An 11498-nucleotide genomic window follows, 5' to 3' on the forward strand; every position below is an offset into this window, starting at 1 on the left:
GTATAGAGTAATGGCAGCTAAAAAACTAAATATAAAAGACAAATATCGTCTGCTGACCCGTGATCTGGATTGGGATTTCTCCTACGAAGATCGTAAACAAGCGTTCCCGTATGAAGAGTTCGAAGGTATTAAAATTACCGACTGGGATAAGTGGGAAGATCCGTTCCGCCTGACCATGGACTCCTACTGGAAGTACCAGGCCGAGAAAGAGAAGAAGCTATATGCGATCTTCGATGCTTTTTCTCAGAATAACGGCCATCTGAACGTGGTTGATCCGCGCTATGTCAACGCGGTTAAAATCTTCCTGACCGGCGTATCCCCGCTGGAATATCAGGCGTATCAGGGCTTTGCCCATGTAGGTCGTCAGTTTGGTGGCGTTGGTGCCCGGGTTGCCTGTCAGATGCAGTCCCTGGATGAGCTACGTCACGTGCAGACTCAGATCCATGCGATGAGCCACTACAACAAGTTCTTCGATGGTTTCCAGGAATTCAGCCATATGCATGACCGGGTATGGTACCTGTCTGTACCACGCTCATTCTTTACCGATGCCCGCTCCGCCGGACCGTTCGAGTTTATGATCGCGATCGGTTTCTCCTTCGAATACGTACTGACTAATTTATTGTTCGTTCCATTCATGTCCGGTGCTGCACATAACGGTGATATGGCTACGGTAACTTTTGGTTTCTCTGCTCAGTCTGACGAAGCCCGTCATATGACGCTGGGTCTGGAAGTGATCAAGTTCATGCTGGAGCAGCACGAAGATAATGTACCTATCGTTCAGAAGTGGATCGATAAGTGGTTCTGGCGTGGCACCCGTCTGTTGACCATCGTTTCAATGATGATGGACTACATGCTGCCGAATAAAGTGATGTCATGGAAAGAAGCATGGGAAGTTTACTTTGAAGAAGCCGGCGGTGCGTTGTTTAAAGACCTGGCGCGTTACGGTATTACCATGCCGAAGTACTCAGAAGTAATTGAGAAAGAGAAAGAGCACATCTCGCATCAGGCGTGGTGGACCTTCTATACCCACGGGCATGCTGCAGGTTTCCATACCTGGATCCCATCCGACGAAGAGCTGGATTGGCTGTCTGAGAAATACCCGGATACTTTCGATAAATACTACCGTCCGTTGTGGGAGCTGGCGAAAGAGCAGGAAGCTAAGGGTGAGCGTTTCTATACCTCTGGCCTGCCACAACTGTGCCAGACCTGTCAGATTCCGATGTTGTTTACCGAGATGGACAACCCGAACCAGAACTCCATGCGCGATACCCTTTATCAGGGCGAGCGCTATCACTTCTGTTCCGACGGTTGCTGCGACATCTTCGAAGAAGAACCGGAGAAGTATGTCCAGGCCTGGTTGCCGGTGCACCAGATCTTCCAGGGCAACTGTGGTGGTCCTGAAGTGGGCGATATCCTGAGTGATTACTACCGCATGAATGTCGGTCACGACAACATGGATATTAAAGGCTCGCCCGATGAAATTCGTTGGAATGAATGGAAAGGCCTGGCGTAAGTCTTAAATAAGAATAAGAAAACCTGGGGTAGCACTGCTACGCCCAGGCAATTAGGAGGATATAAAAATGCCTGTATATGCATTAAAGCCTGGTTACACCGGCGAGCGAATGGATCGGGTTGAGAATTTTGGTGGTAATCAGATCGTGTATTTTGGTTGGGATGAGCACCGTATGTTTTGTGCCGCAAAGGCCTTTCCCCTGCCGCCATCAATGCCGTTCTCGGCGGTGATGGAACAGATCATTCCGGAAGCCTTTAGTCAGCACCCCGAATTTAACCAGATCGATTGGAATAAAGTTGAGTGGTTGCTGGATAACGAACCATTTAAGCCGCAGCAGGATGTGTCTCTTGAAGCCCAGGGTGTTGGTCATAAATCATTGATCCGCTTTAAGACCCCGGAGCTTAAGGGTTATGCCGGAGCCGGCGTTTAAGACTGCGGCATAGCGGCCTGATTGCCACATTACTGCGTTAAAAGTCAGATAATAATGCTCAGCGGCAACATTGTTGCCACAACGTCAAAAGGACGGCCCAATAGGGTGAGCGAAGCGAATATTTACAATTGTAAACTCCGCTTTTTCTCTGATTTTTGCCTTGTTCTGAGCCAATCATTCTCGCTATGTCATTGTCTTCTTCTAGTAAGGCTGGGCTGCCGTTTATTTGGCGGCCCTGTAGCAAGGTGAAATTATGAGTTATGAAGTAACAGTTGAGCCAACCGGTGATGTGATTGAGGTTGAAGAGGGGCAGACGATTCTTGATGCCGCGTTGCGTCAGGGGGTGTGGCTGCCATTTGCTTGCGGTCATGGAACTTGTGCGACCTGTAAGGTGCAAGTGCTGGAGGGAGACGGTGATCTGGGTAATGCTTCACCTTTCGCGCTGATGGATATGGAGCGGGAAGAAGGTAAGGTGCTGGCCTGCTGCTGTACCCCGGAATCCGATATGGTGATTGAAGCCGATATTGATGTCGATGAGGACTTTGCCGGTTACCCGGTACTGGACTTCGTTGGCACTGTGACTGAAGTCAGAGATCTGTCACCGACTATTAAAGGGATCTTCTTCGAGCTGGATAAAGCGATGGAATTCCAGGCCGGTCAGTATATCAACCTGAATATTCCGGGTGTCGAGGGTAACCGGGCTTTCTCCATTGCCAACAAGGCATCTGACGCGAATTTACTGGAACTTCATGTTCGTAAGGTGCCTGAGGGTGCTGGTACAACTTACCTGCACGAGCAATTACAGGTCGGTGACACTATTGATGTGACAGGACCTTATGGCCAGTTCTTCGTGCGAAAGTCTGATGACCAGGGCGCTATCTTTATCGCCGGCGGTTCAGGCCTGTCCAGCCCGCAGTCGATGATTTTGGATATGCTGGAAGAGGGTGATACCCGCCCGATTACCCTGTTGCAGGGGGCGCGTAATGTCTCCGAGCTGTATAACCGGGAACTGTTTGAGAATCTTGATAAAGAGTTCGAAAACTTTACCTATGTTCCTGCCCTGAATGCGCCGGAAGAGGGCGATGACTGGCAAGGCTTTACAGGCTTTGTTCATGAAGCGGCTCAGGCGCATTTTGACGGCCGGTTCGATGGTAATAAAGCCTACCTATGTGGTCCTCCACCGATGATAGATGCCGCCATTACCACTCTGATGCAGGGGCGATTATTCGAGCGTGATATCCATATGGAACGTTTTGTAACCGCCGCCGATGGCGCTGAGGAGCAGAGTAAATCAGCTTTGTTTAAGAGGATATAAGCCTCAAATAAAACCCGCCGCTGGCGGGTTTTTTTATGGCAGTAGCTAGCTAGCAAAGCTCCGCTTTGCTATCTAGAACGGAAACAGCAGTTGCTAGAACGCGACGGCGTCGCTCGCTAGAACGGTGCGCAAGCGCACCTGCTAGTGGTTAGAAAAGTCAAGAATAAGAACAAGAACGTTCCTCCTTATATCCAACAATTTCTTACGAAGCGGTTAGTTGTCGATTACCGGTGGCCTAGTTATAGAAGGGGGTTACGTTTTTTCTAGCCACTAGCAGGAAAGCTTGCTTTTCGTTCTAGCTAGCCGCGAAGCGGTGATCTAGCTACTGCTTGTGCTGAAATAATGAATTCGATTACTGAAATCATTAATTATTTGATCAAGCGCTGAGGTTTGTCAGCACTATAAATGTTCGTGATAGCTGAGTGCTTCTGTTCTTGTATAAAAATAACGCTTTGTAATCAGTATCTTGTGGTTTTTATTGCGCTCTTTTGCAGTGCTGGCACAGAGGTTGCTCTTACTAATAAGAGTTAAGTAGAACGTTAAAGGCATCTCATTGGAGTGAACCATGACTACAGATCAGATTTTCCGAATCCAGGTTGTTAATCGGGAACAGGAGTTTGTCTGTGCAGAAGATCAGGTGCTGTTGATCGGGATGGAGCGCCATAACGCCAGCAGCATCAATGTAGGGTGCCGGGGCGGAGGATGCGGAGTATGCAAGATCCGCATTCTGCAAGGAGAGTATGAAACCAAGCGTATGAGCCGGGCGCATATTTCTGCATCTGAACAGGAGCAGGGTTATGTACTGGCTTGCCGGATTTTTCCACGCACTGATCTGCTGATCGAATCTGATCACTATCTTGCTCCGGAAGAATCTTCATACCAGCAGGCGGCGGCTCAGCTGTCAGCCAGCTAAGAACTTAAAACTAAGCACTAAGTAGCCATTAAAAATAAAAGTAATAAAGCTGAGGAATTCGACATGAGAAAAGGAGTAATGCGTCCAGGTCATATCCAGATTCGTGTACTGGATGTTGAAGAAGCGCTGAAACACTATCGTGACCTGTTGGGTTTAATTGAAGTTGAGCGTGATGCCCAGGGCCGTGCATACCTTAAAGGTTGGACTGAGGTGGATAAGTTCTCGGTGGTACTGCGTGAAGCAGATGAACCGGGAATGGATTTTGTTGGTTATAAGGTTCTGGATAACCAGGTTCTTGAGCAGCTTCACGGCGAACTGGTGGAGTACGGTTGCAACGTTGAGGAGATCCCTGCCGGTGAACTGAACGGTTGTGGTCGTCGTATCCGTTTTGATTCTCCAACCGGTCATATGTTCGAGATCTACGCTGAGAAAGAGCAGACCGGTAAATGGGGCCTGTCAAATAAGAACCCAGAGGCATGGCCGCGTGGCCTGACCGGCATGAAAGCGACTCGCTTTGACCACTGCCTGCTGTACGGTCCGAATATCGCAGGCACCCTGGACCTGTTCCAGAAAGTGCTGGGCTTTGATCTGGCTGAGCAGGTGCTGGACCCTGAAGGTACCCGTATCGCTCAGTTCCTGACCGCTTCTATGAAGGCCCATGATGTTGCGTTTATTGAGCATCCGGAGCCGGGTAAGTTCCACCATGCCTCTTTCTTCCTGGATACCTGGGAAGATGTACTGCGCGCGGCGGATCTGATCTCTATGGAAGATGTATCCCTCGATATAGGCCCGACCCGTCACGGTCTGACCCACGGTAAGACGATCTATTTCTTCGATCCATCCGGCAACCGTTCCGAAGTGTTCTGTGGTGGTGACTATCACTATCCGGATCATGAGCCGGTGACCTGGACCGCCGACGAGCTTGGTAAGGCAATTTTCTACCATGACCGGGTTCTGAATGAACGTTTCCTGGGTGTACTTACTTAATTGAGCTTAGCCGATCGTTTTTGCCGCGCGGGATTGGCTGTTTAAGCAATCGCGCGGCTTTATATAGCTGTTGATTGTCGGTGACTGTTTGTCCCAGGGAGATGTGAATAAGTCCAATACTTGATCTTCAACCTATCTGCAAGCCAGAGGTGTATGGGACTTGTTTGTACCTTCCATAAGGAATTACCGCAATGTTAGTGAGAAAAGATAATGAGTGAATTTAAGAATTTTATTAACGGCGAATTTGTTGCCAGTGCCAGCGGTAAGACTTTCGCAAACCGTAACCCGGTAGATGACAGTTTGATCGGTATGGTGCATGAAGCGGGACAGGCGGAGGTGGATGCCGCGGTGCAAGCGGCTAAAGATGCTATGCAGGGGCCTTGGGGCAAGATGACCCAGGCAGAACGTATCAGCTTGTTGAATAAAGTGGCGGACCGGATCAACGAACGTTTCGAAGAGTTTCTCGATGCGGAATGCAAAGACACCGGCAAGCCTCGTTCTATCGCATCCCATATCGATATTCCCCGCGGTGCGGCCAACTTTAAAGCGTTTTCTGAAACCCTGGCCAATCATCCGACCGAAGGCTTCATGCTGGATACGCCGGATGGTAAAGGCGCCATGAATGTCGGGCACCGGGTGCCGAAAGGCGTTATTGCCGTTATCAGCCCATGGAACCTGCCTTTACTGTTGATGACCTGGAAGGTCGGACCAGCGCTGGCCTGTGGTAATGCGGTAGTGGTTAAGCCCTCAGAAGAAACCCCGGCAACTGCAACCCTGCTGGGTGAGGTCATGAACGAGTGCGGTATCCCGGCGGGCGTTTATAACGTAGTGCATGGTTTCGGCCCTGATTCTGCGGGCGCATTTCTGACCGCTAATAAAGATGTCGATGCGATTACCTTTACCGGCGAGACCCGTACCGGCGAGATTATTATGCAATCAGCGGCGTTGGGTTTACGCGATATCTCTATGGAGTGTGGCGGTAAGAATCCGGGCATTGTGTTTGCCGACTGCGATATCGAAAAGGCTGTTGAAGGCACTATGCGTTCGGCGTTCGTTAACTGTGGTCAGGTCTGCCTGGGTACGGAACGGGTTTATGTCGAACGGCCGATTTTTGAACAATTCCTGGCGCGCATGAAAGAGGAAGTGGCAAAGCTGAAGCTGGGTCGTCCGGAAGATAGCGAAGCCAACTTTGGTCCGCTGGTCAGCCAGGAACATAAGGAGAAGGTTCTTTCTTACTACCGTCTGGCGGTAGAAGAGGGAGCAACGGTTGAGATCGGTGGCGGCGTACCGGATATGGGGGCCGAATTGAACGGCGGAGCCTGGGTTGAACCGACTATCTGGACCGGACTGGCCGATGATGCCCGGGTGATTAAAGAGGAGGTGTTTGGCCCTTGCTGCCATATTCGTCCGTTCGATTCTGAAGAGGAAGTTATTCACCAGGCGAATGATACCGACTATGGCCTGTGTGCCGCGATCTGGACTGAAAATAGCTCGCGAGCCATTCGCGTAGCGCAGCAGATGGAAGCGGGGCTGGTATGGGTTAACAGCTGGTTCCTGCGGGATCTGCGAACTTCATTTGGTGGTGCTAAGCAGTCAGGTATTGGCCGTGAAGGCGGAGTGCATTCGCTGGAGTTTTATACCGAGCAGAAGAATATCTGCATCAAGTTGTAAGGCCTGATTCCAAAGCATATGGCCTAAACGATTTCAGGCCCGGTTGCGGCGCTAAGTGTCGCGGCTTGAGTGCTGCAGTCGGATCTGAATATACAGTTCTACGGGGACTAAAAATCATGAATAAAGAACAGATTATTCAATGCGGTGATGAGCTATTTGAGGCGTTGACTGAGCGTCGTACTTTGCGCCCGTTCACCGAACGCCACGACGACATCACTATCGAAGATGCGTACCACATATCTCTGCGTATGGTTGAGCGCCGTGTGGCAGCAGGTGAACGTATTATCGGTAAAAAGATCGGTGTTACCTCAAAGGCAGTGCAGAACATGCTCAATGTTCATCAGCCGGATTTTGGTTACCTAACCGACAAAATGGCTTTTTCTGAAGGTCAGGAGATGCCGATCAGCGAGCATCTGATTCAGCCAAAAGCGGAAGGTGAGATCGCCTTTATCCTGAAGAAAGATCTGATCGGCCCGGGTGTCACTAATGCCGACGTACTGGCTGCTACCGACTGTGTTTTACCTTGCTTTGAAGTTGTCGATTCACGGATCGAAAACTGGGATATCAAGATTCAGGATACGGTGGCAGATAACGCTTCCTGCGGTCTGTTTATTCTGGGTGATCAGGCGATCGATCCGCGTAAAGTTGATCTGGCTACTTGCGGGATGGTGGTTGAAAAGAACGGTGAAATTATCTCTACCGGTGCCGGTGCCGCAGCACTGGGAAGCCCTGTGAACTGTGTGGCATGGCTGGCCAATACGCTGGGCCAGTTCGGCATTCCCCTGAAAGCGGGTGAAGTTATTCTATCAGGTTCTCTGGTACCCCTGGAGCCGGTTAAGGCGGGTGATTTTATGCGGGTATCTATCGGTGGTATCGGTTCGGCCTCAGTACGTTTCACATAAGTCGCGCTTTTTCTGAGTGATTTTATGCTGAGCAGATACGAATAAGTTAGGAATTTTATAATGAGAAAGAAATTAAAAGCAGCAATTATCGGTCCCGGTAATATCGGCACCGACCTGTTGATGAAAATGATGCGTTCAGACTGGATTGAACCGGTCTGGATGGTCGGTATCGATCCTGATTCAGAAGGCCTGAAGCGGGCAAAAGAACTTGGCCTGAAGGTTTCCACTACCGGCGTAGATGGTCTGGTTCCCCATGTTATTGAAGATGATATCCGGGTCGCTTTCGATGCAACCTCTGCCTATGTCCATGCTGAGAACAGCCGTAAGCTAAACGAGCTTGGCGTGATCATGATCGACCTGACGCCAGCAGCAATTGGCCCGTTCTGCGTGCCTCCGGTAAACCTGGCTGATCATGCTAAAAACCTGGAAATGAACGTCAACATGGTGACTTGCGGTGGCCAGGCGACGATTCCTATGGTGGCGGCTGTATCGCAGGTGCAGGAGGTCGAATACGGCGAAATTATCGCCACGGTATCTTCACGCTCTGTTGGGCCGGGCACCCGTCAGAATATCGATGAGTTTACCCGTACAACTTCCGGAGCAGTTGAGAAAGTGGGCGGTGCTAAGCAAGGTAAGGCGATCATTATCATCAATCCGGCCGAGCCGCCATTGATGATGCGCGACACTATCCACTGCCAGACATCAGATACCCCGAATCAGGCCGCTATTACAGAGTCTGTTCACCGTATGGTGGAGCAGGTACAGAAGTATGTGCCGGGTTATAAACTGGTCAATGGGCCGGTGTTTGATGGCAACAAAGTGTCTGTATTTATGGAGGTTGAAGGTTTAGGTGATTTCCTGCCGAAATACGCCGGTAACCTGGACATTATGACCGCTGCGGGCCTGCGTACCGCCGAGATGTTTGCTGAAGAAGCAGAGGCCGGCAGTATCGAACTGCCAGCCCGATAAGTGGAGGAAAAGTGATGAGTATTAAAGGAAAGAAGGTCACCCTTCACGATATGAGCCTGCGTGATGGTATGCACGCCAAACAGCACCAGATCTCAGTAGAAGAGATGGTGAATATAGCCACCGGACTGGATGAAGCGGGTATGCCGCTGATTGAAGTTACCCACGGCGATGGCCTGGGTGGTGCATCCCTGAACTACGGTTTCCCGGCGCACACCGATGAGGAATATCTCTCAGCGGTTATTCCGAAGATGAAAAACGCCAAAGTATCGGCTCTGCTGTTGCCGGGTATAGGTACCGTTGATCATTTGAAGATGGCGAAAGATCTGGGTGTGAATACCATCCGTGTCGCAACCCATTGCACTGAGGCTGATGTCTCTGAGCAGCATATTGGCATGGCGGCGAAGATGGAGATGGATACCGTCGGCTTCCTGATGATGGCGCATATGGTGTCGCCTGAAAAGATTCTGGAACAGGCGAAACTGATGCAGAACTACGGTGCTAACTGTATCTATTGCACCGACTCCGCCGGTTACATGCTACCTGAAGAAGTTAAGCAAAAAATCGGCTTGTTACGCGCAGAGCTGAATCCGAATACCGAGCTGGGCTTCCATGGTCACCATAATCTGGGGATGGGCGTTGCTAACTCTATTGCCGCAGTTGAGGCCGGGGCAAACCGTATCGACGGTTCCGTAGCCGGGCTTGGCGCGGGTGCCGGTAATACACCGCTGGAAGTATTTGTTGCAGTGCTGGAACGGATGGAAGTGGATCACGGCATAGATCTGTACAAGATTATGGATGTTGCTGAAGATCTTGTGGTACCGATGATGGATCATCCGATCCGACTCGATCGGGATGCGCTGACACTGGGTTATGCCGGTGTTTATAGCTCGTTCCTGCTGTTTGCCAAGCGGGCAGAAGCAAAGTATGGCATTCAGGCACGGGATATTCTGGTTGAGCTGGGGCGTCGCGGTACTGTAGGTGGTCAGGAAGATATGATTGAAGACCTGGCTCTGACAATGGCTAAAGAGAAGGGGCTTATCTGATGACTGATGTTAAAGATAATAAGCTGACTAAAACACAGATCGAAGAACTGGCAATTCACCTGGAAAATGCAGAACTTCAGGCGTATGACGTCACTAAAATCACCAATGATTTTCCGGATATGACTTACGAGGATGCCTTTGACATCCAGTGGGAGATCCGTCGCCGTAAAGAAGAGCGCGGCAATAAGATCGTCGGTATGAAGATGGGCCTCACCTCCTGGGCGAAGATGTCGCAGATGGGTGTGGAGCATCCTTGTTACGGTTTCCTGGCCGATTATTTCTCGGTACCCGATGGAGGGACGATTAAGCATGATGAATTGATCCATCCGAAGATCGAAGCGGAACTGGCATTTGTCACTAAAGCGCCGCTTAAAGGTCCGGGTGTACATATTGGTGATGTACTGCGTGCCACCGATTTTGTCATGCCGGCGGTCGAAGTGATCGATTCCCGTTACCGTGACTTCAAGTTTGATCTGAAATCGGTTATCGCTGATAACTCATCCTCTTCCCGCTTTATTACTGGCGGTCGGATGGCCGATGTCGCGGACCTGGATCTGAAAAATCTGGGTGTGGTGATGGAAGTTAATGGTGAAGTGGTTGAATTAGGTGCAGGTGCTGCGGTATTGGGTCACCCGGCTGCATCTGTCGCAATGCTGGCGAATATGCTGGGTGAACGGGGCGAAGAGCTGCCAGCCGGATCTTTCATTATGATCGGCGCGATTACTGCGGCGGTGCAGGTCAATAAGGGAGACTCTTTCTGCGTTCGTTATCAGGGCCTTGGCTCGATCAGCGGCAAGTTTGTTTAAGCGCTGGTTGAACTGACTATGACTGAATGCTGTATTCAGGAACAACTGACAGAGCCGGGTCGTGAAGGCCCGGTGACTGTCAGTATTTCGCGGCGGGTGAAACCGGGGATGGAAGTGGCTTACGAGGCCTGGGTATCGGGTGTAATCGAAGCTGCTGCCAGCTTTGGCGGGCATCAGGGCAGTAATGTGTTACGCCCCGGTCCTGCGACGCAGAATCGCTACGTATTGATCTATCGTTTCGACAGCTTTCAGAATTGCGATGCCTGGGAGCAATCGGATCTGCGTAAAAGTTGGTTGACTAAACTTGGCTCTATGGTTGAGGGCGAGGCGGAAGTTCAGCGCGGTACCGGGTTGGAATTCTGGTTCGATCTGCCGGAGCTGCCGGTTAATAAGCATCCGTCGCCGCATAAGATGGCTTTGGTGCTTATATCAGTCGTTTATGTTCTGGTCATAGCACTCAACCTGATTCTTCAGCCAGTGTTGCATGATAGCGGATTATGGTTCAGGTCAGCTGTGATCGTTATTGCGCAGGTACTGCTGATGACCTATCTGGTAATGCCCCGGGTCACCCGCTTGCTTAAAGGCTGGTTATACAAATAAGGAGTTAATTATGCCGATTGTGACCGTCAATATTATGGAAGGCCGTTCTGACGAACAGAAAGAGCGGATGATCGATGAAGTGAGTGAAGCACTTTCCAGAACCCTGGATGCACCTAAGGAAAGTGTCCGGGTGATGATCAATGAGATGCCAAAGCAGCATTTTGGCATTGGAGGTAGTTCGGCTAAAAAGCTCGGACGCTGATAATTGGCAACAGCCTAAGCCTCCTTCGGGAGGTTTTTTTTTGCCAGTCATTTAAAACGATGTTTTTGAAATGGATTATTTGATTAAGCATTTGCTGAAAGGCTTGATGATTTAATTAATGAACTGTTTTTTATCATGGACATTGAT

At 50.2% G+C, this 11498-nt stretch carries 12 protein-coding genes; all 12 read left to right on the top strand.

Annotation, left to right across the window (positions count from 1 at the left end; all coding sequences use genetic code 11):
* Positions 1-10: 10 nt before the first annotated feature.
* The 12 genes from ACQUQM_RS24070 (at position 11) to ACQUQM_RS24125 (ending at position 11351) form a co-directional block, all read left to right on the top strand.
* Positions 11-1513, top strand: coding sequence for an aromatic/alkene/methane monooxygenase hydroxylase/oxygenase subunit alpha (locus tag ACQUQM_RS24070; protein ID WP_432472398.1), 1503 nt, complete (start codon positions 11-13; stop codon positions 1511-1513).
* 67 nt (positions 1514-1580) lie between these two features.
* A complete protein-coding gene (locus tag ACQUQM_RS24075; protein WP_432472399.1) occupies positions 1581-1943 on the top strand; it encodes a phenol hydroxylase subunit P4 in 363 nt (120 codons plus the stop codon).
* A gap of 253 nt (positions 1944-2196) precedes the next feature.
* Positions 2197-3258 carry an NADH:ubiquinone reductase (Na(+)-transporting) subunit F gene (locus ACQUQM_RS24080; protein WP_432472400.1) on the top strand — a complete coding sequence of 354 codons (1062 nt, stop codon included), beginning with the start codon at positions 2197-2199 and terminating at the stop codon, positions 3256-3258.
* A 565-nt stretch (positions 3259-3823) separates the two neighbouring features.
* Positions 3824-4171 carry a 2Fe-2S iron-sulfur cluster-binding protein gene (locus tag ACQUQM_RS24085; RefSeq protein ID WP_432472401.1) on the top strand — a complete coding sequence of 116 codons (348 nt, stop codon included), beginning with the start codon at positions 3824-3826 and terminating at the stop codon, positions 4169-4171.
* Positions 4172-4234: 63 nt separating this feature from the next.
* On the top strand, positions 4235-5158 hold the full coding sequence (locus tag ACQUQM_RS24090) for a catechol 2,3-dioxygenase (protein WP_432472402.1): 924 nt from the start codon (positions 4235-4237) through the stop codon (positions 5156-5158).
* Positions 5159-5368: 210 nt separating this feature from the next.
* Positions 5369-6829: a 2-hydroxymuconic semialdehyde dehydrogenase gene (locus ACQUQM_RS24095; protein WP_432472403.1), complete on the top strand. Its 1461-nt coding sequence runs from the start codon at positions 5369-5371 to the stop codon at positions 6827-6829.
* Between the two features lie 116 nt (positions 6830-6945).
* A complete protein-coding gene (gene dmpE, locus ACQUQM_RS24100; RefSeq protein WP_432472404.1) occupies positions 6946-7731 on the top strand; it encodes a 2-oxopent-4-enoate hydratase in 786 nt (261 codons plus the stop codon).
* Positions 7732-7791: 60 nt separating this feature from the next.
* Complete coding sequence (locus ACQUQM_RS24105) at positions 7792-8700, top strand: acetaldehyde dehydrogenase (acetylating) (RefSeq protein WP_432472405.1); 909 nt, start codon at positions 7792-7794, stop codon at positions 8698-8700.
* Positions 8701-8714: 14 nt separating this feature from the next.
* Entirely contained in the window at positions 8715-9743 is a 1029-nt protein-coding gene (dmpG, locus tag ACQUQM_RS24110) for a 4-hydroxy-2-oxovalerate aldolase (protein ID WP_432472406.1), read from the top strand.
* Entirely contained in the window at positions 9743-10549 is an 807-nt protein-coding gene (dmpH, locus tag ACQUQM_RS24115) for a 2-oxo-3-hexenedioate decarboxylase (RefSeq protein WP_432472407.1), read from the top strand. Before dmpG ends, dmpH begins: the two co-directional genes overlap by 1 nt.
* An 18-nt stretch (positions 10550-10567) precedes the next feature.
* On the top strand, positions 10568-11149 hold the full coding sequence (locus ACQUQM_RS24120; protein WP_432472408.1) for an antibiotic biosynthesis monooxygenase: 582 nt from the start codon (positions 10568-10570) through the stop codon (positions 11147-11149).
* Between the two features lie 10 nt (positions 11150-11159).
* Positions 11160-11351 (top strand): 4-oxalocrotonate tautomerase, encoded by a 192-nt coding sequence (locus tag ACQUQM_RS24125; protein ID WP_432472409.1) that lies wholly within the window; start codon positions 11160-11162, stop codon positions 11349-11351.
* The last annotated feature ends 147 nt before the right edge of the window (positions 11352-11498 follow it).

This window comes from Amphritea sp. HPY, from assembly GCF_050870985.1.
Taxonomy (GTDB): domain Bacteria; phylum Pseudomonadota; class Gammaproteobacteria; order Pseudomonadales; family Balneatricaceae; genus Amphritea.

What these genes read in the sequence shown, in the direction of transcription:
- ACQUQM_RS24070 (WP_432472398.1), top strand. Translation starts at nt 11, where the DNA reads ATGGCAGCTAAAAAACTAAATATAAAAGACAAATATCGTCTGCTGACC.
- ACQUQM_RS24075 (WP_432472399.1), top strand. Translation starts at nt 1,581, where the DNA reads ATGCCTGTATATGCATTAAAGCCTGGTTACACCGGCGAGCGAATGGAT.
- ACQUQM_RS24080 (WP_432472400.1), top strand. Translation starts at nt 2,197, where the DNA reads ATGAGTTATGAAGTAACAGTTGAGCCAACCGGTGATGTGATTGAGGTT.
- ACQUQM_RS24085 (WP_432472401.1), top strand. Translation starts at nt 3,824, where the DNA reads ATGACTACAGATCAGATTTTCCGAATCCAGGTTGTTAATCGGGAACAG.
- ACQUQM_RS24090 (WP_432472402.1), top strand. Translation starts at nt 4,235, where the DNA reads ATGAGAAAAGGAGTAATGCGTCCAGGTCATATCCAGATTCGTGTACTG.
- ACQUQM_RS24095 (WP_432472403.1), top strand. Translation starts at nt 5,369, where the DNA reads ATGAGTGAATTTAAGAATTTTATTAACGGCGAATTTGTTGCCAGTGCC.
- dmpE (WP_432472404.1), top strand. Translation starts at nt 6,946, where the DNA reads ATGAATAAAGAACAGATTATTCAATGCGGTGATGAGCTATTTGAGGCG.
- ACQUQM_RS24105 (WP_432472405.1), top strand. Translation starts at nt 7,792, where the DNA reads ATGAGAAAGAAATTAAAAGCAGCAATTATCGGTCCCGGTAATATCGGC.
- dmpG (WP_432472406.1), top strand. Translation starts at nt 8,715, where the DNA reads ATGAGTATTAAAGGAAAGAAGGTCACCCTTCACGATATGAGCCTGCGT.
- dmpH (WP_432472407.1), top strand. Translation starts at nt 9,743, where the DNA reads ATGACTGATGTTAAAGATAATAAGCTGACTAAAACACAGATCGAAGAA.
- ACQUQM_RS24120 (WP_432472408.1), top strand. Translation starts at nt 10,568, where the DNA reads ATGACTGAATGCTGTATTCAGGAACAACTGACAGAGCCGGGTCGTGAA.
- ACQUQM_RS24125 (WP_432472409.1), top strand. Translation starts at nt 11,160, where the DNA reads ATGCCGATTGTGACCGTCAATATTATGGAAGGCCGTTCTGACGAACAG.